Annotated in this window: 22 protein-coding genes and 2 pseudogenes; 13 read left to right on the top strand and 11 right to left on the bottom strand. The window is 73.7% G+C overall.

Features of this window, described 5'->3' with window-relative positions; translation table 11 throughout:
* Positions 1–103: 103 nt before the first annotated feature.
* Positions 104–1,270: a carboxylate-amine ligase gene (locus IE185_RS09795; protein WP_229843425.1), complete on the top strand. Its 1,167-nt coding sequence runs from the start codon at positions 104–106 to the stop codon at positions 1,268–1,270.
* Positions 1,271–1,300: 30 nt separating this feature from the next.
* Here IE185_RS09795 and IE185_RS09790 read toward each other — a convergent pair whose 3' ends face one another.
* Positions 1,301–2,065: a 2OG-Fe dioxygenase family protein gene (locus IE185_RS09790; RefSeq protein WP_138898849.1), complete on the bottom strand. Its 765-nt coding sequence runs from the start codon at positions 2,063–2,065 to the stop codon at positions 1,301–1,303.
* A gap of 152 nt (positions 2,066–2,217) precedes the next feature.
* Between IE185_RS09790 and IE185_RS09785 the strand changes: the two genes are divergently transcribed.
* On the top strand, positions 2,218–2,421 hold the full coding sequence (locus tag IE185_RS09785) for a hypothetical protein (RefSeq protein ID WP_138898850.1): 204 nt from the start codon (positions 2,218–2,220) through the stop codon (positions 2,419–2,421).
* A gap of 16 nt (positions 2,422–2,437) precedes the next feature.
* Here IE185_RS09785 and IE185_RS33050 read toward each other — a convergent pair whose 3' ends face one another.
* The 3 genes and pseudogenes from IE185_RS33050 to IE185_RS33635 all read right to left on the bottom strand — a co-directional run bounded on the left by IE185_RS33050 (position 2,438) and on the right by IE185_RS33635 (position 3,527).
* The gene (locus IE185_RS33050; protein ID WP_229843424.1) at positions 2,438–2,863 is read right to left on the bottom strand and encodes a molybdopterin-binding protein; all 426 of its coding nucleotides are present in this window, start codon (positions 2,861–2,863) and stop codon (positions 2,438–2,440) included.
* Positions 2,864–2,905: 42 nt separating this feature from the next.
* A pseudogene (locus IE185_RS33640) lies at positions 2,906–3,205 on the bottom strand (molybdopterin-dependent oxidoreductase).
* 46 nt (positions 3,206–3,251) lie between these two features.
* Positions 3,252–3,527, bottom strand: coding sequence for a molybdopterin-dependent oxidoreductase (locus IE185_RS33635; protein ID WP_249040274.1), 276 nt, complete (start codon positions 3,525–3,527; stop codon positions 3,252–3,254).
* A gap of 224 nt (positions 3,528–3,751) precedes the next feature.
* On the opposite strand from IE185_RS33635, the gene IE185_RS09775 reads away from it, so the two are divergent.
* Together IE185_RS09775 and IE185_RS09770 are read left to right on the top strand one after the other, a co-directional pair.
* On the top strand, positions 3,752–5,137 hold the full coding sequence (locus IE185_RS09775) for an FAD-binding oxidoreductase (RefSeq protein WP_138893786.1): 1,386 nt from the start codon (positions 3,752–3,754) through the stop codon (positions 5,135–5,137).
* Positions 5,138–5,174: 37 nt separating this feature from the next.
* On the top strand, positions 5,175–6,119 hold the full coding sequence (locus tag IE185_RS09770) for an arginase family protein (RefSeq protein ID WP_229843423.1): 945 nt from the start codon (positions 5,175–5,177) through the stop codon (positions 6,117–6,119).
* Here the strand turns inward: IE185_RS09770 and IE185_RS09765 are convergent.
* Together IE185_RS09765 and IE185_RS09760 are read right to left on the bottom strand one after the other, a co-directional pair.
* Positions 6,067–6,609: an HXXEE domain-containing protein gene (locus tag IE185_RS09765; RefSeq protein ID WP_229843422.1), complete on the bottom strand. Its 543-nt coding sequence runs from the start codon at positions 6,607–6,609 to the stop codon at positions 6,067–6,069. The genes IE185_RS09770 and IE185_RS09765 overlap by 53 nt on opposite strands.
* 24 nt (positions 6,610–6,633) lie before the next feature.
* On the bottom strand, positions 6,634–7,389 hold the full coding sequence (locus IE185_RS09760; protein ID WP_138893787.1) for an aquaporin: 756 nt from the start codon (positions 7,387–7,389) through the stop codon (positions 6,634–6,636).
* 231 nt (positions 7,390–7,620) lie between these two features.
* Here IE185_RS09760 and IE185_RS09755 point away from each other — a divergent pair, with 231 nt between their 5' ends.
* Positions 7,621–7,782, top strand: coding sequence for a hypothetical protein (locus IE185_RS09755; RefSeq protein ID WP_167518858.1), 162 nt, complete (start codon positions 7,621–7,623; stop codon positions 7,780–7,782).
* Positions 7,783–7,825: 43 nt separating this feature from the next.
* Here the strand turns inward: IE185_RS09755 and IE185_RS09750 are convergent, their stop codons facing one another.
* On the bottom strand, positions 7,826–8,569 hold the full coding sequence (locus IE185_RS09750; protein WP_138893788.1) for an SIR2 family NAD-dependent protein deacylase: 744 nt from the start codon (positions 8,567–8,569) through the stop codon (positions 7,826–7,828).
* Between the two features lie 165 nt (positions 8,570–8,734).
* Here IE185_RS09750 and IE185_RS09745 point away from each other — a divergent pair, with 165 nt between their 5' ends.
* The 6 genes from IE185_RS09745 to IE185_RS09720 all read left to right on the top strand — a co-directional run bounded on the left by IE185_RS09745 (position 8,735) and on the right by IE185_RS09720 (position 12,417).
* Complete coding sequence (locus IE185_RS09745; protein ID WP_138893789.1) at positions 8,735–9,358, top strand: histidine phosphatase family protein; 624 nt, start codon at positions 8,735–8,737, stop codon at positions 9,356–9,358.
* 107 nt (positions 9,359–9,465) lie between these two features.
* Positions 9,466–9,708 (top strand): DUF6296 family protein, encoded by a 243-nt coding sequence (locus IE185_RS09740; RefSeq protein WP_138893790.1) that lies wholly within the window; start codon positions 9,466–9,468, stop codon positions 9,706–9,708.
* A 133-nt stretch (positions 9,709–9,841) separates the two neighbouring features.
* Positions 9,842–10,699 (top strand): GNAT family N-acetyltransferase, encoded by an 858-nt coding sequence (locus IE185_RS09735; RefSeq protein ID WP_208766349.1) that lies wholly within the window; start codon positions 9,842–9,844, stop codon positions 10,697–10,699.
* Positions 10,700–10,860: 161 nt separating this feature from the next.
* Positions 10,861–11,190 (top strand): hypothetical protein, encoded by a 330-nt coding sequence (locus tag IE185_RS09730; protein WP_138893792.1) that lies wholly within the window; start codon positions 10,861–10,863, stop codon positions 11,188–11,190.
* A 112-nt stretch (positions 11,191–11,302) separates the two neighbouring features.
* Positions 11,303–12,025 (top strand): class E sortase, encoded by a 723-nt coding sequence (locus IE185_RS09725; protein ID WP_138893793.1) that lies wholly within the window; start codon positions 11,303–11,305, stop codon positions 12,023–12,025.
* A gap of 107 nt (positions 12,026–12,132) precedes the next feature.
* Complete coding sequence (locus tag IE185_RS09720; protein WP_138893794.1) at positions 12,133–12,417, top strand: hypothetical protein; 285 nt, start codon at positions 12,133–12,135, stop codon at positions 12,415–12,417.
* 125 nt (positions 12,418–12,542) lie between these two features.
* Here IE185_RS09720 and IE185_RS09715 read toward each other — a convergent pair whose 3' ends face one another.
* The 4 genes and pseudogenes from IE185_RS09715 to IE185_RS09700 form a co-directional block, all read right to left on the bottom strand.
* On the bottom strand, positions 12,543–12,980 hold the full coding sequence (locus tag IE185_RS09715) for an ATP-binding protein (protein WP_138893795.1): 438 nt from the start codon (positions 12,978–12,980) through the stop codon (positions 12,543–12,545).
* Between the two features lie 52 nt (positions 12,981–13,032).
* A pseudogene (locus IE185_RS09710) lies at positions 13,033–14,439 on the bottom strand (molybdopterin-dependent oxidoreductase).
* A gap of 70 nt (positions 14,440–14,509) precedes the next feature.
* Entirely contained in the window at positions 14,510–14,944 is a 435-nt protein-coding gene (locus IE185_RS09705; protein ID WP_138893796.1) for an Asp23/Gls24 family envelope stress response protein, read from the bottom strand.
* Between the two features lie 104 nt (positions 14,945–15,048).
* The gene (locus tag IE185_RS09700; protein WP_138893797.1) at positions 15,049–15,807 is read right to left on the bottom strand and encodes a DeoR/GlpR family DNA-binding transcription regulator; all 759 of its coding nucleotides are present in this window, start codon (positions 15,805–15,807) and stop codon (positions 15,049–15,051) included.
* A 74-nt stretch (positions 15,808–15,881) separates the two neighbouring features.
* Here IE185_RS09700 and IE185_RS09695 point away from each other — a divergent pair, with 74 nt between their 5' ends.
* A complete protein-coding gene (locus tag IE185_RS09695) occupies positions 15,882–17,069 on the top strand; it encodes an MFS transporter (RefSeq protein WP_138893798.1) in 1,188 nt (395 codons plus the stop codon).
* A gap of 256 nt (positions 17,070–17,325) precedes the next feature.
* Complete coding sequence (locus tag IE185_RS09690; protein WP_229843421.1) at positions 17,326–19,212, top strand: protein-arginine deiminase domain-containing protein; 1,887 nt, start codon at positions 17,326–17,328, stop codon at positions 19,210–19,212.
* Positions 19,213–19,326: the final 114 nt, after the last annotated feature.

The raw sequence follows: 19,326 nt of genomic DNA, 5'->3' as shown, positions 1-19,326 counted from the left end.
CGGCCGTCCCACCGGCACGCCCGGGGGCCGGCGATCGGGCCGGTTCGCCGCTCCGGCGGCGGTGCGCGGCGACAGAACCGCCCGACCGCGTGATGCTGATGCCGTGAACGTTCAGGACCCGGCACACCCCCGCCCGGCAACCCATGTGCCCGCCCGGCCGCCCACGGTGGGCGTCGAGGAGGAGTACTTCCTCGTCCACCCCGCCACCCGGCGAATGGAGCCCGCGGGCGCCGAGGTCGTCGCGCGGGCCGGCGCGGTCCTGGGCGACCTCGTCACCGGCGAGTTCACCCAGTACCAGATCGAGGGCAGGACGCCCGTCTGCGCCACGTCCGGCGAACTGCGTGCGGAACTCACCCGGGTGCGGGCCGCGACCGTGGCAGCCGCACGCGACGCGGGGCTGCGCCTGTGCGCCTCCGGTACACCGGCCGTCGGAGGCGGCGTACCGGACGACATCGGCGACCACCCCCGGTACCGGGCGGGCGCGGACCAGTACCGCGCCCTCCTCGACGACTTCGCGATCAGCGCGTTCCACGCCCATGTGCACCTGCCCGACCGGGAGGTGGCCGTTCTGGTCACCAACCACCTCAGGCCATGGCTGCCGCTTCTCGTGGCGATGAGCGCCAACTCGCCCTTCCACCAGGGGCGCGACACCGGTTACGCGAGCTGGCGAGCCGTCATGCGGAGCGGCTTCCCCTGCCTCGGACCGCCTCCGTACGCCGCGTCGCCGGCGGAGCACCAGCGGATCGCCGAGGAGATGGCGGCCTCTGAGGCCATGCTGGAGCCGGACATGCCCTTCTGGGACGTCCGGCTCAACCCCCGGCTGCCGACGCTGGAGATCCGCACCATGGACGTCCTGCCGGACATCGACGACACGGTGGCGCTCACCGCGCTCATCAGGGCGCTCGTGGTGACGGCGGAGGCGAAGGTACTGCGCGACGGCGACCCGGGCCCCCGGACGGGCGGTGAGCTGCTGCGCGCCGCGTACTGGCGTGCGGCGCGGGACGGCTGGTCCGGCGCCGGCGTCGACGCGCTGAGCGGCCGGATCCTGCCCGCCCCCGTGCAGGCGGAGCGGCTCGTCGCGTACGTACGCCCCGCCCTGGAGGAGTACGGCGACCTGGAGGAGGTGGCGGCGTTCTTGCGGCGGCTGACGGAACGGGGCTGCGGCGCCCGGCTCCAGCGTGCCGCGGCCGCCATGGGGGCGGGACCCGGTGCGGCCGTGGACGAGGTGATCGCGGCCACCGCCGCCGGGCGGTGGGCCCTGCCCCGGTGAGGGGGTGCCGCGACCCGGGCGGCTGCCCGCCTAGCGGGCGGTGAGGGTGGTCACCAGGACGTCGCGGCAGGCGAGCCGGCCGGGGTCGAGCGGCCGGATCGGCGAGACCTGGTGCAGGGTGCGGCGGTCGTCGCCGAGGAGCAGCGTGCCCGGCTCGTCCAGCGTCGTCGCCAGTACCCGCTTCCCGTCCGGGTCGAACACCGTGCTCTCGCCGCCCTCGGCGTTGCGCCGGGCGATCAGGAGCGAGGAGACGAGGGTGACGCCGTCCCGGTGCAGCCCCTCGGGGGTGGGCTCCCCCCGCCCGTCGGCCGCCGCGACGACCCGGAACGGATGGACCTTCACGTTCCATTCCGCCGCCCGGTCGAGACCGCCTGCGAGCTGTCCCAGGAGCCTGATCACGGCCAGCAGCACGGGGTCGGCCGCGAAGGCGTCGGTGAGCGGGTCGAAGTGGCGGTCCACCTGGACGTAGAGCGGGTTGGTGTCCTGCGGCTGAACGAACGGCACATGGGGCAGCGGGGTCACTTTCCCGGTGTCCGCCGCGAGGGAGAAGTGCCCGAAGCGCCGCAGCCGGCAGGTGCCGCTCTCGGCGGCGTACCGGTCGGGCGACAGGTCCTCCCAGTGCGCTCGGAACCGGTCCCAGGCCCCGCTGTCCGTGCCGGTGCACGCCGTCAGGGTGTCAGGCGGCATCAGATGTACGCCGGTCGAGGCCAGGGCCCGCCGGGCGGCCTCGACCGAGGCCGTGCTGACCGGGCCGGGGGCGGCACCGGTCGTGGTGCCGTAACCGAGGTCTTCCATTGACGACGTCCGTCCACTTCGGCGCTGTGGCGCCCTGCGGCGCCCCGGCTTCCCATCGTCGGGTGCCCGGTGACGGTCCGCATCCCGGCCCGCCGCCGGCCTCCGCCGGGGCGGGGTGACGCCGGGCGGGCGCGGTGTGCGACCATCCGGCCATGGATCTCGCCCCCCTCGAACTCGCCGTCAACCGCCTGCGTGAAGCCGAAGCCGCTCTGGACGCCGCCCGCGCCGACGTGGAGACGGAGGCCGTCGCCGCCGTCCGCGAGGGCGCGCCGGTCGAAGCCGTCTGCGACGCTTGTGGACTCACCCCGCACGACCTGCTGCGTCTGGAGAAGACGGCGGGCGAACTGCCCCACTGAACAGCGGCGGCCCGTGTCACGTGCCGGGCACGCACCCGACGGGGATCCGCTGCACGAGGTTGTTGCCGAAGCCGCCCCGGTTCCACGGCTGCTCCACGGGCTGGGTGCGGCCCGTCGCATCGGTGGCGCGGGCGCTCGGCACCTGGCGGCCCGGCTCGGCGGCCGAGGACGTCCGCCACCGTCGCCAGGCCCAGACGTTCCCGTCCGGCGGGGCGAGTTCGGCCTCGCCCCACGAGCGGCCGTCGTCCGTACTCACCTCGACCCGCGCGACCTCGCCGTACCCGGACCAGGCCCGGCCCTCCAGCGGCACCCGGCCGGGCCGTACGACGCGGGTCCGTGACATGAAGTCCGGGAAGCCCGGCGGGACCATCAGCGCCCTCGGCGCGATGCGTGTGACCGGCTCACCGGGATCGCCGGCCTCCTGCCGGTAGCGGTACGCCACGGCCTGCTGGAAGCCGGTGAACGGGGTGTCGGTGAGGGTGATCTAGCGCAGCCACTTCACGTGCGCCATGCCGTACCAGCCGGGCACGACGAGACGCGGCGGATGGCCGTGCTGCGGCGGCAGGGGGGCGGCCGTTCATGCCGTACGCCACCAGCACGTGCGGATCGTCGCCCAGGGCCACCGCCAGTGGCAGACTCCGCCGGTGGTCCTGCTCGACTCCGCGCTCGACGCCGTGATCGGCCCGCCGAAGGCCGCCTCGACGGCGTCCGCGCCGACTCCCGCCTCGTCGAGCAGCAGGCGCAGCGGCACCCCGGTCCACTCGGCTGTTCCGACCGCCTCCACCAGCCAGGGCTGGCTCACGGGCCGGGGTGTGAGCCGTGCCCGGCCGTCACCCCGCGCACTTCATGGTTCCGCGCAGGGTGACGGCCGGGAAGGACCGCAGCGTCCGCAGGCCGAGCGTCAGCGGCTTGCGGACCCGGCCGCCCGCCGTGAGCCGCCAGTCCTCGGACGCGGTCACGGGGATGCCGTAGTGGACGAGTACGTAGTGCGGTCCGGGCGGGGTGACGTCGTGGCGCAGCGCCTCCAGCGGCAGGCCGTGGTTGCGGGCCGATGTCCTCCAGCCGTGCGCCGGCGGGTGCGCCCCTGTGTCCGTCCATGCCCTCATGGTGCGCTTTTCCCAGGTCCCGGGCACCTCGCGACGGAATTGCGCGGGTTCCCGGCCGGCGGGATGCTGGACACATCAGCCCTCCGGCGTGCTGTCCGCCGCCCGTGCGCGGCCGAACGGGGGCGCCCGCGGCGTCGGCGTACGCAACCGCTCACCGGCGGGCCCGGCAAGGGGTGGGGGCCGGGTGGGAAGCAGCGGTTCCGCGTCTCGGCAAGGAGATGGTCATGGACGGCAGAACTCTGGAAGCGATGCGGACCGCGCTGCGCGGCCCGGTCATCGGCCCGCAGGACCCGGAGTACGACGAGAGCCGCACGATCTACAACGCCATGATCGACCGGCGCCCGGCCGCCGTCGTGCGGTGCGCGGACGCCGCCGACGTCATGGCGGCGGTCGACTTCCTGCGCGACAACGGGTGCGAAGTCGCCGTCAGGGGCGGTGGGCACAGCGGCCCCGGCCTGGCCCTGACGGAGGACGGCGTCACCATCGACCTGTCACCCATGCGCTGGGCGCACGTCGACCCGGCCGCGCGGACCGCGCGCGTCGGCGGCGGCAGTCAGCTCGGCGACCTCGACCACGCCGCCCACGGCTTCGGCCTGGCCACCCCCGCCGGCATCATGTCCACCACGGGCGTCGGCGGCCTCACCCTCGGCGGCGGGCACGGCCACCTCACCCGCAAGTACGGGCTGACGGCCGACAACCTGCTGGCGGCGGACGTCGTACTCGCCGACGGCAGCTTCGTCACCGCGAGCGAGACCGAGAACCCGGACCTCTTCTGGGCGTTGCGCGGCGGAGGCGGCAACTTCGGCATCGTCACCTCGTTCAGCTTCCGGCTGCACCCGGTGAGCACCGTGGGCGCCGGCATCACCGTGTGGCCGGTCGACAGCACCCGCGAGGTGCTGCGCTGGTACCGCGAGTTCCTGCCGCAGGCGCCCGAGGACCTGAACGGCTTCTTCGCGTCGCTCACCGTGCCGCCCGGCCCGCCGTTCCCGGAGGAGATCCACGGGCAGAAGATGTGCGGTGTCGTGTGGTGCTGGACAGGGGACCTGGACCGCCTCGACGAGGCTCTCGCGGTCGTCGGCGAACCCGGCCCGCCGGCCTTCCACTTCGCGGCGCCGATGCCCTATCCGGCGCTGCAGACCATGTTCGACGAACTGATCCCCGCCGGACTCCAGTGGTACTGGCGGGGGCACTTCTTCGACCGGATCACGGACGACGCCGTCGACGTGCACGCCAAGTACGCCGAGAACCTCCCCACCGACCTGTCCACCATGCACCTCTACCCGGTGGACGGAGCCGCGGGCCGCGTCGGCCCGGACGCCACCGCGTGGGCGTACCGGGACGCCGTGTGGTCCGGCATCATCGGCGGCATCGACCCGGATCCCGACAAAGCCGAGATGCTGAAGCAGTGGTGCGTGGACTACTGGGAGGAACTGCGTCCGCAGTCCATGGGCGGCGGTTACGTCAACTTCATGGGCTCCGGCGAGCGGCAGGACCGGGTCAGGGCCGCGTACCGCGACCACTACGACAAGCTGGCGGACATCAAGCGGACGTACGACCCGCACAACTTCTTCCACGTCAACCAGAACATCGAGCCGGCGGAGCAGTACTGACCCGCGGCCGCCCCCGGGGCTCGCGGCCCTGCGGCTCGTGGCGGCCGTGGCGCGGGACGGCAGCGGCCGGCAGAAGGGCCCGGACGTGCAGCAACCAGCCGTCGTCGAGGCGCCGTCCGTACTCGGGCTGCGGCCCTCCGGCGTACAGGACCTGCCGGCCGCTCTGCTCGGCGCCGGGCTGCTGACGCGGCTGGGGGCGGCGTGGGCGGGCCGGGTCGAGGCGCCGGCGTACGACCCCGTGCGGGACCGCGAGACCGGTGTCCTCAATCCGGTCGGCATCGCGCGGTACTCGGCACACCTGGCCGACAGGGTCGGCGGTGTCCTCGGTCGCGGCTTCTTCCCCGTGGTCCTCGGCGGTGACTGCAGCGTTCTGCTGGGCACACTCCTCGCCCTGCGCCGCCGCGGGCGCCACGGGCTGCTGTTCCTCGACGGTCACACCGACTTCTACCAGCCGTCGGCGGAGCCGACGGGCGAGGTGGCGTCGATGGTACTCGCCCTGGCCACGGGGCGGGGTCCGCTGCCGCTGGCCGACCTGGAGGGCCGGGGACCTCTCGTACGGGACGAGGACGTCGTCGCCCTCGGCTTCCGCGACGGCGCCGAGTCCGCCGAGGCGGGGATGCAGCCCCTGCCACCGCTGCTGCACGCGGTCGGCCTCGACGCCGTGCGCGCGGACGGCGCGGCAACGGCCGCGCGCCGGGCGGTCGGCCGGCTCGGCTCCGGCCGGAGCGCCGGTTACTGGGTGCACCTCGACGTGGACGTCCTGGACGACGCGGTCATGCCGGCCGTCGACTACCGCCTTCCCGGCGGCTTGACCTGGGCGGAGCTGGAGACCGTACTGCGGACGGCGCTCGCCGGCGAAGGGGCCCGGGGGTTCGACGTCACCATCTTCAACCCCCGCCTCGACCCCGACGGGACGCTCGCGCTCCGCCTCACCGAGTGTCTGGCCCGAGGGCTCTCAGCGCGTACCGGGCACGGAAGTTGACGCCGGACGCGCCCCGGGTTCCGGGGCCGGTGCACACCGCCGGAAGCGGAGCGGTCAGGGCCGGCGCGGGCCCGCGGACCGGCCCACGACCCGGCGGGCCACGGCGTGCGCCCCGGCAACCGTGGCCACGGTGGCGAACGCCAGGCTCCGCGCGGCGTCGCCGGGCCGCGCGGGAAGCAGGACGGACGGCCTGCTGGTAGAAGGCGGAGCGCCCGCCCGTGCGGTGCCCCTGGACAGCGGCGGCGGCGACCACCAGGGCCATCCCGCCCACGGCGGCCGCGAACTCCCGGCCGTCGACGGACTCCAGCCGCCGCCACACCGGCTCCGGCACCTGGGGGAAGCGCTCGCGCAGCTCCGGTACGTGCGTACGGGCCCACCGGGGCACCGTGGCCACTTCCTCCGCGTCGTGCGCCGCCCACGCCACCAGCAGGCCGAAGGTGACTCCGGCTCCGACGCCGCCCCGTGTCCGACCGCCCCCGCGTTCGCTCATGAACAAGCAGTCTCCCAGGGCGTGTTACGCCCGGCGAGAGAGGGGTCGCCACCACGCGCGGGCGCCCGCCGCCGGCCCGGCGGGCTGAGCGGGCGTCACCCGCGGACCGTAGAGGACGGTCGCCAGCCCGGCGCCCAGGAGCCCGCCGAGGAGCTGGGCGGTGACGAAGCCCGGGAGCGACGCCGGCGCGATGCCGGTGAGGGAGTCGGTGAGGGCCCGGCCGGCCGTCGCCGCCGGGTTCGCGAAGGAGCCCGACGAGGTGAACCAGATCGCCGCCGCGATGTACGAGGCGACCGCGACCGGCATCAGCCGTGCGCGGCCGATGCGCTCCAGTCCGTACACCACCAGCACCAGTCCCGCCGTGGCGACCGCCTCGCCGAGCAGCAGATGCCCGTCCGACCGCACCCGCGTGGACCAGACACCGGGCGTCCGGCCGAACATCGCCTCGGCCAGCAGGCCCCCGGCGACCGCCCCCGCGAGCTGCGCCGTGATGTAGAGGGCGGCCTCCCGGCCGCTGAAGCGGGCCGCGGCGCGCCGCTGGGACCACCAGGCGAAGAGCGTGATCACCGGATTCAGGTGGGCCCCCGAGACGGGGCCGAGCAGCACGATGAGCAGGCCGAGCCCGATCGCCGAGGCCAGGGCGTTGGCGAGCAGCTGCACCCCGGTGTCCTGGCTGAGGCCGGCGGCCTGGATGCCGGAACCGACGACGACGGTCACCAGGGCGGCGGTGCCCACCAGTTCGGCGGCCGCTCGGCGCGGCAGTGCCCTGTCGATGCCCATGCTGTGGTCCTCCCCCGCATCGGGACGCTGATAATGGAAAGTGTATTCCGTATCTTGGAAGCGGTGGAGGGTGGTGTCCACGGGCCGGACACCCGGGCATCAGTTCGGGCCGGGGAGGTGAGCAGGCACGGGGGCGGCCTGAGCCCCGTCTTGTGGACCACCTACACTCGTCCTCCGTTCCGGCTGACGCCGGAATCCGCACGTTCTCCGACTTGAAGGGCCCTCTCCGACGTGAGTTCCGCGAACCGTGCCGAGGCACCGATCTATGCAGGCCTCGTGGAGGAGCGGGGCGACGTACCTGCCGAGGTGCGCCAGATCGCAGAGGAGACTCTGCGGGAGGTCGAGCAGGCCATGGACTTCAGCGCCGTTCGGGCGGCCGGCCCGCGCTGGTAGGCGCCCTGGTCGCACGCCCCTCCAGGACCGCCGGGCGCGCCCCTCAGGCCGTCAGGCGCCTCAGGAGGGCGGGCAGCGCCGTCCCGATCGGCTCGCGCACGACCTCGTCGGCCAGCGCGTCGTAGGGCGTCGGTTCGGCGTTGACGACGACGAGGCGGGCGCCGTGCTCCGCCGCGATCCCGGCGAGTGAGGCGGCCGGCTGCACCTTGAGACTGGTGCCCACCGCCACGAACACGTCGCTCGCCCTGGCGATCGCCAGGGCCGCGGCCACCACCTCCGGGTCGAGCCGCTGTCCGAACATCACGGTGGCCGACTTGAGGATGCCCCCGCACGCACGGCACGGCGGGTCCTCCTCGCCCGCCGCCACCCGCGCCAGCGCCTCCTCCATCGGAGAGCGGTCCCGGCAGCCGGTGCACACCGTCGAGCGCGCCGTCCCGTGCAGTTCGAGCACCTTGCGGGCGGGCAGGCCGGCCATCTGGTGCAGCCCGTCGACGTTCTGGGTGAGGACCCGCACCGGCACCCCGGACTGTTCGAGCTCCGCGATCGCACGGTGGGCGTCGTTCGGCCGGGCCCGCCGCGCGGGGCTCTCCAGCCGCATGCGCCAGGCGCGGCGCCGGATGTCCGGGTCTGCCATGTAGAAGCCGTACGTGACGAGCTTCTCGGCCTCCGGATCGCGCCGCCACAGGCCGTTCGGCCCCCGGTAGTCGGGGATGCCGGAGTCGGTGGAGATCCCGGCTCCGCTGAGGACGGCGACCAGCGGACGCCGCGCGGTGCCGTTGTCGCTCATACCGTGAGCGTAGGCGGCGGCCGGTGCGCCGTCGACGGGATTACCCCGCACCGGACCGCCGGGCGCCGGGCGCCGGGCGGAACCGCAGGCGCCGCCCGGGGCGTCCCCCGGTCCGATGTACAAGATCGACACACGGGATCTCTCACCTTCTCCGGGGGCGGCGACATGACGGACACAGCCACGCGGTACCTCTATCTCGCCCGGCACGGCGAGGCGTCGGCGGACGAGACCGAACTGACCGAGGCCGGACGCCGTCAAGCCGTTCTGCTCGGAGAGCGACTGCGCGGGACGCCGCTGTCCGTCGTCCACCACGGCCCTCTGCCCCGCGCCGCCCGGACCGCACGCCTGATCGCCGACCAGCTCGACGGCGTACCGCTGCGCGCGTCGGAGCCGGCCGGCGACTACCTCCCCCACCTGCCGCGCCGCGAGGAGCTTCCGCCGGACTCGGCCGACGCCCTGCTGGGCTTCCTCGGCCAGTTTCCGGCCGAGGAGCGCGAGCGCGGTCCCGCACTCGCCGCCCAGGCCCTGGCGCGCTTCACCGGGCCGGTCGAGGGCGACGTGACCCGGCACGAACTGCTCGTCACCCACAACTTCCTCGTCGGCTGGCTGGTCCGGGCCGCCCTCGACGCACCCGAGTGGCGCTGGATGGGCCTCAACCACGGCAACGCCGCGCTGACGGTGATCCGGTACGCGCCCGGCAGGCCGTCCGCCGTGCTGTGCCACAACGACACCCGTCACCTGCCCCCGGAACTGCGCTGGACCGGTTTCCCGCCGGAACTGCGCGTCTGAAACCGGCCGGCCGACGGGCGACCCGGCGGCCCCGGAACCCGTAGTGCGGGACTATGGGTGTATGGACTCAGGGGCGCGGCGCAACGGCTTCTCACCGAGGAGGCGACATGGGCAGGTCTGATCGCTACGAACTGGTCTTCGTACGTCCGGGCGAACCGGCAGCCGTCCCGGACGCGGCGGACGTCGTGCAGGTGCACCGCACGGACCGCAGTGGGCCCGGCGGCCACCCGGTGTACGCGGACGACACGGGCATCGTCCTGGCCGAGATAAGCGACCGCGACGAGGTACGGATGATCGCCAGCGGCGGGCACCAGGACCCGGCGGTCGCGGTCCAGGTGCGCCCGGCGTAACGAGAGCTGCTGCCGGTTGCCGCACGTGCGGCCCGCGCTTTTGATGGAGGCAGGGCCCCGGCGGACCTTCCTGCCCGGACAGCCCGCTGCCCCGACGACGAAGCGGGAACGGCACCGGGAGAGGGAACGGATCGTGGAGCTCGTACTGCGCACCGGAAGGCCGGAGGACGCCGCGGAGTGCGGCCGGATCTGTTACGCCGCGTTCTCCGGCATCGCCCTGGAACACGGTTTCCCCTCCGACATCCCAGGGGCGGAGGTCGCCGCCGGCATGTTCCTCACGGTCCTGGACCACCCGGGCTTCTACAGCGTCGTCGCCGAGCTCGACGGCCGGATCGTCGGCAGCAACTTCCTGGACGAGCGGTCGCCCGTAGTCGGCGTCGGACCGATCACGGTGGACCCGGCCGTCCAGAACGGCGGCGTGGGGCGGCGGCTCATGGACGACGTCATGCGCCGGGCGGCCGAGCGGCGGGTGCCCGGCGTCCGTCTGCTGCAGAGCGGATACCACGCGCGGTCGTTCGCCCTCTACGCCGGCCTCGGGTTCGAGTTCCGCGAGACGGTGGCCTGCGTGCAGGGACCACCGATCGGAGGGACGGTGGACGGGTACGAGGTGCGGCCCGCGACCGACGCCGACCTCGCCGCCTGCAACGAGGTGTGCCGCAGGGTGCACGGGACCGACCGCGGCGGGGAACTGGCCGACGCCCTCCAGGCGGGCACGGCCCGGGTGAGCGAACACGGCGGGCGGATCACCGGTTATGCCACCGACCTCTCCTTCTTCGCACACGCGGTGGGCGAGAGCACCGAGGACATCAGGGCGCTCATCGCGGGCGCGCCGGCGTTCGGCGGTCCGGGCATCCTCGTCCCGGCGTCCAACAGCGTGCTGCTGCGGTGGTGCCTGCGCAACGGACTCAAGGTGCAACAGCTGATGAGCCTGATGACCACAGGGCTCTACAGCGAGCCCGCCGGGGCGTACCTGCCGTCCGTCCTGTACTGACGCCAGGAGGCCGGATCCCCGTCCGGCCTCCCACCCGATTTCCCTGTGGTGTGACGAGATGCTGTTGGGGGCGTTCGGGTGGTTGCCGGCCCGGCGTGCAACTGGACCGCGTCCCGCGGGACTCCTGTGGGTCAGTGACGACCCGACCCCTGGAGGCTTTGATGACCGGCACACCGATTCCCGCGTTCGCGGCGAGGACGCCCCGGTGGGCGCTCGACCCGTACCGCTTCCACGGCGTGGACGACCTCGACCGGCAGAGCGCGGCGCCGGCCGTCGACGACGCCGACGACTACGCGCTGCTCGCCCCGCGCGCCGAGCGGCGGCCGTCCTTCACCCTGGCGGCCACGGACCGGCGCCGCCTGGACCTCCACGCGGCCCTGACCACGACCGGTGTGGCGCCCCTCCCCGGCGATCTGGAGGCGATCGACGCCCTCAGCCGGCTCGACGACACCACGGTCCGGTCCGTCCTGCGGTGGATCACCAGTCCCTGATCCGGTCTGCCGGGGCCGGGAACACGTCGTCGGTCCGCCGTGTTCTGGTGGAAAAGGCGGCACGCCGTCCTCGCGGGCGAGCCGTCCGTCCTCTCACCGATCCGGAGTGCCCATGATCAGTCTCCGTATCGTTTCCCTCGCCCCGGCGGGCGCGCTCGTCGTCGCGCTGGTGGGCTGCGCGGGCGCCGGTGCCGCCGGACCGGACGCGAAGCCACCGGCCGCTCCCGTCTCGGTGGCCGCCTCGGACACCGCCCCGGCGGGGCCCGTGTCCGCCTCCCCGTCCGCCGAGCCGGCGGTGCGCGAGAGCGGCACGCGGCAGCAGACCGCGCTGCTGGCCATCCCGTCGATCGGCGTGGTGGACCTGCGCGTCGTGCCCTACGAGGGGACGACGGACGACTGGGCCGGCACCCGGATCCAGGACCGCGGTGTGGCCGCCAGCCCGTACGGTGACGAGGGCGGTGTCGGCCCCGGCGAGGTGGGCAACTACCTCGTCACGGCGCACCGCCTCTCCGCCGGCGGCCCCCTGCGCGCGCTTCCGTCCGTCGACAAGGGCGACTCCGTCTTCGTCACCGCGGGCGGCAAGGTGTACGAGTACGAGATCACCGAGACCCGCACGACGTCGTTCCGCTCGGAGCGGTCACTGGCCGAACAGCGGGCCGCGGTTCCGGGAGCGCCGGGGGAGAAGCCCACCAGGGCGATGATCACGCTCTCCACCTGCGCGACGCCCGAGGACGACGCCGCCGGGAACTTCTGGCGCGACGCCAAGGGCAACCCCGAGCACCGCATCGACAAGGTCGGTGTGCTGGTCTCGACCCGGGCCGCCCCGAGTGAGTAGCACGGCCGCACGGTGGGCCGTCGAACACCGGCGCACGCGATGTGGCTTGCGGGTGACGGGCGCCGTGCGGCCGTGTCCGCGCGGGCGGTCCGGCCGTTGCTCAAGTCATGATCAAAGCTAAGCGTGTCCTCGCCGTCGCGGCCCTCGCCGCCGGCGTCTCAGCCCTCGCCGCGCCGACCGCGAGTGCCGCCGACTCCTCCGGCTACCTGCTGTCCGTTCCCGACGAGCTCGACAAGCTCGGTTCGAGCGCCGTCCCGGTCGACCGCCGGGGCGAGGTGCCCACCGTGACCGATCAGCTCAAGGGCCTCGGCCAGCTGCACGAGCTCCGTGAGCTCCAGCAGGTCACCGGCCTGGCAGCGCCCCTCACGGGGCTGGTTCCCGAGATGGGCTAGCGGCTGAGCCGACGGCAGACACCCGCGCCACAGGGCCGGGGAGCGGTCGCTCCGCCTCTGTGGCGCGGCCCCGGTGTCGAAGCCCCCGTCAACGCCGCTACGAGGGGCGACGGCGCTCACAGCCGTCATGCCGCGTCCGGGTCCGGCTCCGCCGACGTGCGCGCCGACTCCAGTTCCGCCCACACCGTGTGCCCGTGACCGGACCGCTCGTTGCCCAACGCGGAAGCGAGTGTGTCGACGATGAACAGGCCGCGCCCGCCGCCCAGCAGCGAGCCCGAGGGGTGACGCCAGCGGGCGCGTATCCGCTCGATGTCGACGCCCGCCCCCGCGTCGTGCACTTCGAGCCGGACCCCACGGCGCCCGCTCTCCCCGCCCTTGAGCCACATGCGGGCCCGCCACGGCGGCCGCCCGTGGCGGACGGCGTTCGACAGCAGCTCGCTCACGATGAGCGTGGCGTCGTCGCCGAGGTCCTCCAGGCGCCACCACGCCAGCTGCCGGCGGATCGCCTCCCGCGCCCCGGTGGCGCAGCCGGGCGCGAGGGACACGGCAGCTCTCGTACTCATCACTCGTCACCGCATTCTCGGCGAAGCATTCCTGAACAGGGGGCGGGGCCGGTCAGTCCACGGTGACCACCACCGAGTGCCGTCCGCTCGCCCCGTCGGCAACGGTGCGCGTCCGCTTCCCGGTCTGGACGGTTCCCGTACGGCCGGTGGCGCGCACCGTGAGGGTGTGGCCGCCGAGCGTGGCCTTCCGGGGGAAGGACCACTGCCGCCCGGTGTCGACCGTGTCCTGGTCGGCCAGGTCCGCCGGCCGCCACGGCCCGTCGTCTACCCGGACCTCGACGCGTTCGATGCCCCGGTGGTGGGCCCACGCGACGCCGGCGACCATGACGGTGCCGGCCTTGGGCCGGGCGAACGGCTTGGGAGTGTCGATACGGGACTGCGTCTTGACCGGGGCCTTGCGGGCCCATTTCCGCTTCACCCAGTACGGGTCGTAGTCGGCGCACGTGGTCAGCTCGATGTCCTCGATCCACTTGCAGGCCGAGACATGGCCGTACAGCCCCGGGACGAGCATGCGGACCGGGAAACCGTGCGCGAAGGAGAGCGGTTCGCCGTTCATGCCGACGGGGAGCATCGCGTCGCGGCCGTCCATCACGTCCTCGACCGGTGTGCCGAGCGTCATGCCGTCCACCGAGCGGGCCACCAGCTGGTCGGCGGGACCACCGCGTGACGGCGGCTTCACACCGGCCTCCCGCAGGAGGTCGTCAGCGGTACGCCGATCCAGCGCGTGTCGACCCGGTAGAACTTCTCGCTCGGCGTGGTGAAGGCGCTGATGCCCGGGACGCGCAACCGCGCGCCGGGCGGGACCGGGGCCGCGGGAGAAGCGGGCCGGGGCAGCCGCACCGCGGCGCGTGAGGCGACGGCGCTTTGGCCGCGCCGGCTGCCCAGGGTCCGGCCGAGAGCGCCCGCGCCGGTCGCGGCGATCCCCGCGGCCGTCGCCGCGATCAGGAACCCGCGCCGGTTCCAGCCGCTTTCCCGGCCCCGGGAGGCCAGGGCCCTTGGCCGGTCCAGCGTGCCGATGAGCACGTACAGGACGATCGCGCCGGCCACCGCGCCGAGCAGCGACGGCAGCCCGTCCGCCGGGCCGGTCGCCGTCCGGACGGCTCACCGCCGCGGCGGTGAGCACCGCGCCGAAGGCCAGCACACCGGCCGACCCGGCGCGCCGGTGGCGCAGGGCCAGTACGCCCAGGGCGAGCGCCAGGGCGGCGAGCGTCGCCACGATGCCCAGTTGCAGAACGAGCTTGTCGCTCTCGCCGAAGGTGCGGATCGCCCAGTCCTTGACGGGCGCGGGAGTGCGGTCGACGGCCGCACCGCCCACGGCGGTGACGGGCCCGGCCGCGGGCCGGACGGTCGCCGACACGAGTTCGGCCGCCGCCAGCGCGGTGTAACCGGAGAGCAGGCCGGAAAGGGCGGCGAGCCCGCCGCGGACCAGGGCCGTACGGGAGATCCTCACGCCCCCTATTCGCAGCCGGTCACCGGGCGGATTGGTCCGTCATCGAGCGTCCGTCCCGGGACCGTGCTGCGGGTCCGGACTAACGGAGCCGTGGCTGCTCCTCCGGCTCCTCGTCCTCTTCGTCCGGCAGCTTCACGTCGCTGACCGTGATGTTGACCTCGACGACTTCGAGCCCTGTCATCCACTCGACCGCCGAGATCACGCTCTCGCGCACGGAGCCCGCGACCTCCGTGATCGAGACGCCGTAGTCGACGACGATCTCGAGGTCGACCGCCGTCTGCTTCTCGCCCACTTCGACGTTGACCCCCCGCGAAACGGACTTCGCGGCGCCGGGCACGCGCTCGCGTGCCGCCCCGAAGGCCCGGGAGATCCCGCTGCCCATGGCGTGGACGCCCGACACGTCCCGGGCCGCCATCCCGACGATCTTCTCGACCACACTGTCGGCGATGGTGGTCCGTCCGCGGCCTCCGGGGTCGCCGTGCTTCCCGCTGAGATTCTGTCCGGTCTCGGTCATGGCCGGTCGTTCCTTCCCAAGGAGAGGAGGTTGCCACCCTCCTTCCACGTTAGGCCCGTCCGGCCGACGATGCTCGGCGCGGCAGGAGACCCCCGGTGTCGCGCTCAGACCGTGCGTACGGTCACGCCCGCCGCGACCAGCGCCGCGGTCTGTTCCTCGGACGCGCCGTCGTCGGTGACGACGACGTGCAGCGCGGAGGCGGGCGCGACGAAGGCGAGGGCGGTACGGGACAGCTTGGCGGACTCCGCGACGGCGACGACGCGGCGGGCCGAGGCGATCGCGGCGCGCTTGACGGCGGCGTCTTCGAGGTCGTACGCCGTCAGGCCGTCGGCGGGGGTGAGTCCGCAGCAGCCGATCACGGCGGTGTCGAAGCGCAGGGCGGCCAGCGAGGCCGCCGTCAGCGGACCGGTCAGTGCCAGCTCGCCCGGCCGCGGCCGCCCGCCGGGCACCAGGAGCGTCAGGCCGGCTGCCGAGGTCAGCGCGTTCACGGCGTGGAGGGACAGCGGCATCACGGTCAGGCGGCGGTGCTCCAAGGCGCGGGCCACTTCCAGGCAGGTGGTGCCGCTGTCGACGACGACGGACTCACCGTCGGCGATCAGGGCGGCGACCTCGGCGGCGATCCGCCGCTTGGTCTCCGACCCCTCCTGGGCCCGCAGGGCGAACGGTGGTTCCTCGCCCTGGAGCAGCAGGCTTCTCGCTCCGCCCCGGTAGCGCTCCAGAACGCCCTGCTCGGCCAGGACCTCCAGGTCCCGGCGGACGGTCATCTCCGAGGCGCCGGTGAGCGCTGCCAGTTCCGCGACGCCCATGCGGCCCGCCTCGCGTACGGCGTCGGTGATCTGCCGCCAGCGGTCTGTGCTTCCCATGCGCGCAATTGAACACGAGTAAAGTCCGGAACACAATCTTTCGAACATGACAGATGTTCGTTATGTTCATAGGCATGGAAAGATCCCTGCGGGCCGGCCGGTCGGCCACCTTCGTGTACTTCGCCCTGAACGGCTTCCTCATGGGGATGTGGATCGTCCACATCCCCGCCGTCGAACACCGTGCCGGGACGAGCCATGCCGTGCTCGGCTGGCTCCTGCTGCTGCTCGGTGCGGGAGCCTTCGCGGGCATGCGGCTCGCGGGTCCGCTCACCGACCGCGCCGGCGCCCGGACCGTCGTACCGCTGGGCGCGGCGCTGTGCAGCGCGGCCCTGGTACTGCCCGGCCTGGCCACGAACACCTGGACGCTGGGCGCCGCGCTGCTGGTCCTCGGCTTCGGCAACGGCTGCCTCGACGTGGCGATGAACGCCCATGCCGTACAGGTGGAGCGCGGTTACGGACGGCCCGTCATGTCCGCCTTCCACGCCACGTTCTCCATCGGCGGCGTACTCGCCGCACTCGTCGGCGCCCGTACGCTCAGCTGGGGCCTGAGTCCGGCCGCGACCTTGGGCGCGGTGGCGCTCCTCGGCCTCGTCGCCGCCGTGGCGGCCGCGCCGGCACTGCTGCGGGCCGAGCCGACGCGCACCGCCGACGACCTCACCGCCGCCGTGCGGACAGGCCGCGGGACGCCCCGGCGCATCCGGCTGCTGGCCGCGCTCGCGTTGATGCTCATGCTCTGTGAAGGGGTGGCCAACGACTGGAGCGTGCTCCACCTCGAAGACGTCCTGGACGCACCGGCCGCCACCGCCGCGCTCGCGTACGGCGCCTTCGCCACCGCCATGACCGTCGGGCGCCTGCTCGCCGACCGGGTGGCCGCGCGCTGCGGCCCGGTCGCCGTCGTCCGGTACGGCGCGTCCCTGGCCGCCCTCGGCCTCACCACGGCCGCGCTCTCCCCCTGGATCCCCCTGGCGCTGGTCGGCTGGACCCTGTTCGGAGCCGGGTTGTCCGGTTGCGTTCCGCAGCTCTTCAGCGCCGCCGGACACGCCGACCCGGACGCCGCCGGGGCCAACGTCTCCCGGGTCGCCGGCCTCGGCTACCTCGGCATGCTGGCCGGGCCCGCCGTCATCGGGCCCCTCACCCACCTCGTCCCGCTCAACCTCACGTTCTTCCTGCCCGTGGCCTTCTGCGTCGTCGCCGCCTGCACGGCCGGCGTCCTGAGGCCGCGTCACACCACCCCGGCGGCGCAGGAGGCCCCAGCGGTGTGACCTTCGCGGACCGGCCATGAGGGCTGCCCCTGCGGCGGGGCAGCCACCCGCTCCGCCGATACCCGACCAAGCCCCGCGTTTCGTCATGCCCCGGACTGACACCGCCTCCTCCACCGGTCGCACGCCGCCCCGCCTGCGGGATGATCCCGGCGCCGCCAGGCAACGCACCGCCCGCTCCCGTCCTCTTCCGCCCTGAGAGCCGATCATCAGGAAGGGACGACGTATCTTGGGTACGAGCCATGCGAGACACGGGGCAGTGGCCCTGACCGTCATAGGTGCCGTACTGGCGCCCGTGTCACCGGCGTTCGCCGCCGATCCGCCGCGGGCCGACCTGCGGGCCGACGTGAACCGGGACGGGCGGGCGGACGTCACCGGAGCCACGGACACCGAGGGCGAGGACAGCTGGTCCGCCCGCCGGGGAGCGGTCTTCCTCCCCAACATCGACGACGACACCAGGCGTTGCCCCGTCAAGGGACCCGACGGCCGGCGCCTGTCGGACGCCAAGCTCGCCGCCTGCAACGACGCGTCCGACGCCAAGGTCAACGGCGCCGGTGACGCGGCCGACCTGGCCCGGGTGCGGTCCGTACCGATGACGCACCTGCCCGCCACGGCGACCGGCACCCTGAAGGTCGTCACCGGCGGAAAGAAGGCGCGCGTCTTCGTCAAGCGCTCCTCCGGCTGGGCGGTGGTCACGGCCGGAACGCGCCTGACCGCCGCCGAACTGCGCGCCGGAGCGGAGCTCGGCGTCGAGGGCACCGACGTCATACGCGACAGCGCGGTGTGGGACGGCCGCGCCGTCGTCCGCCTGACCGTGACCTCCGGCGGCAGGAGCACCTCCGACGACGTCACCCTGCGCGTCGCACCGCTGCTCACCCACCACCACCTGCAGAAGGCCCAGCAGATGATGGTCAGCAAGGTGCCGGGCAGGGACGACTACGCGCGCCGGCAGCAGGCGTTCGTCAAGGGCCTCGCCACCGAGGTCAAGGCGGCCGGGATCGACAAGCCGCTGGTCACCTTCGACAAGTACGGCGACATCTGGGCCCAGGACTTCGTCGAACCCGGCTACGTGAGCATGGCCGGCCCCGCCGGAAGCCGCCGGACCATGCGCGTGATGCTGCGGTCGGCTCAGGCCGACCGCGAGGCCGGGCGGGAACTGTTCGAGAAACTGCGTGGCAACGGCGTGGGCGTCGTGCAGGTCTCCGGGGTCCGCGACACGGAGGAGTGGACGCTCAACTCCATGGGCAACCTGGAGACCATCCCTCCGTACACCCACGGCGGCCGGTCCTTCCCGGCCGGACGCATCATCATGGGCGAGCGCAAGGACAACGGTTCGAAGCCCGCCAGGGTGATGCGGACCCTGCTGAAGTCCCAGGGTCTGCAGGACCCGCTCCTCCTCGACACCTCGTGGCTGCACGTCGGCCACGTGGACGAGTTCGTCCAGTTCCTCCCCGCCGACACACCGCGCGGCTGGAAGATCGGCATCGCCGATCCCGAGGCGGGCCTGCGGCTGCTGCGCGAGGCGCAGGAGGCGGGCCACGGCGGGACCCGGATGTTCTCGGTGCCGGGCGCCCCGGGCATGCCGGCCCCCAAGGAGACCATCGACCAGGCGCTCGCGTCGAAGTGGCTGGTGGCCGACAACACCATGGCCGCGCAGCGGATCAAGGCCAACCTGGAGGTCCTCAAGCGCGAGACGGGTGCGACCGACGCCGAGGTCGTACGGGTGCCCGCGCTCTACACGCGGGGTACGGAACAGGGCGAGAGCGGCGAGCGCATGCCGCGGCTGTCGCGGATGGGCGCCGGCCAGGTGCCCGACGTGGTCCGCGAGTACGGACAGCACAAGGAGCTGGCGCGACACGCCGACCGCGCCGGGGCGCCGCCGGAAACGGTCATGACCAGCGCCTATGTCCCGGGCGCGGTGAACGGGATCGTCCTGGGCGGGAACCGCTACCTGGCCCCCCGCCAGTGGGGGCCGGTCATCGGCGGCAAGGACATCTTCACCTCCGCCGTCGACGCCGCGTACGCCGGGGCCGGCATGAAGGTGTCGTACCTCGACGACTGGTACACCTACCACCTCGGCGCCGGCGAGGTGCACTGCGGCACCAACACCCTGCGCGACGCCTCCGCCGCGTGGTGGATGCGGTAGGCGGTCCGGAAACGTGCCCTCACGCCCGCGTGGCGACGTGCCGGCGTCCGCAGGTTTGACCTGATGACGGGTGGGGACAGGCTGAGTGAAGGATCGTTCTCAGCGAGATCGGAG

The sequence above is a fragment of the Streptomyces chryseus genome (assembly GCF_014650755.1).
GTDB classification, from domain to species: domain Bacteria; phylum Actinomycetota; class Actinomycetes; order Streptomycetales; family Streptomycetaceae; genus Streptomyces; species Streptomyces chryseus.
The sequence above is the reverse complement of the archived record's forward strand: the minus strand, read 5'-3'. Positions and strand labels throughout refer to the sequence as shown.

Coding starts and splice junctions, on each gene's coding strand:
- IE185_RS09790 (WP_138898849.1), bottom strand. CDS start 2,065: ATGGAAGACCTCGGTTACGGCACCACGACCGGTGCCGCCCCCGGCCCG.
- IE185_RS09785 (WP_138898850.1), top strand. CDS start 2,218: ATGGATCTCGCCCCCCTCGAACTCGCCGTCAACCGCCTGCGTGAAGCC.
- IE185_RS33635 (WP_249040274.1), bottom strand. CDS start 3,527: ATGAGGGCATGGACGGACACAGGGGCGCACCCGCCGGCGCACGGCTGG.
- IE185_RS09775 (WP_138893786.1), top strand. CDS start 3,752: ATGGACGGCAGAACTCTGGAAGCGATGCGGACCGCGCTGCGCGGCCCG.
- IE185_RS09765 (WP_229843422.1), bottom strand. CDS start 6,609: ATGAGCGAACGCGGGGGCGGTCGGACACGGGGCGGCGTCGGAGCCGGA.
- IE185_RS09760 (WP_138893787.1), bottom strand. CDS start 7,389: ATGGGCATCGACAGGGCACTGCCGCGCCGAGCGGCCGCCGAACTGGTG.
- IE185_RS09750 (WP_138893788.1), bottom strand. CDS start 8,569: ATGAGCGACAACGGCACCGCGCGGCGTCCGCTGGTCGCCGTCCTCAGC.
- IE185_RS09745 (WP_138893789.1), top strand. CDS start 8,735: ATGACGGACACAGCCACGCGGTACCTCTATCTCGCCCGGCACGGCGAG.
- IE185_RS09740 (WP_138893790.1), top strand. CDS start 9,466: ATGGGCAGGTCTGATCGCTACGAACTGGTCTTCGTACGTCCGGGCGAA.
- IE185_RS09730 (WP_138893792.1), top strand. CDS start 10,861: ATGACCGGCACACCGATTCCCGCGTTCGCGGCGAGGACGCCCCGGTGG.
- IE185_RS09725 (WP_138893793.1), top strand. CDS start 11,303: ATGATCAGTCTCCGTATCGTTTCCCTCGCCCCGGCGGGCGCGCTCGTC.
- IE185_RS09720 (WP_138893794.1), top strand. CDS start 12,133: ATGATCAAAGCTAAGCGTGTCCTCGCCGTCGCGGCCCTCGCCGCCGGC.
- IE185_RS09715 (WP_138893795.1), bottom strand. CDS start 12,980: ATGAGTACGAGAGCTGCCGTGTCCCTCGCGCCCGGCTGCGCCACCGGG.
- IE185_RS09705 (WP_138893796.1), bottom strand. CDS start 14,944: ATGACCGAGACCGGACAGAATCTCAGCGGGAAGCACGGCGACCCCGGA.
- IE185_RS09700 (WP_138893797.1), bottom strand. CDS start 15,807: ATGGGAAGCACAGACCGCTGGCGGCAGATCACCGACGCCGTACGCGAG.
- IE185_RS09695 (WP_138893798.1), top strand. CDS start 15,882: ATGGAAAGATCCCTGCGGGCCGGCCGGTCGGCCACCTTCGTGTACTTC.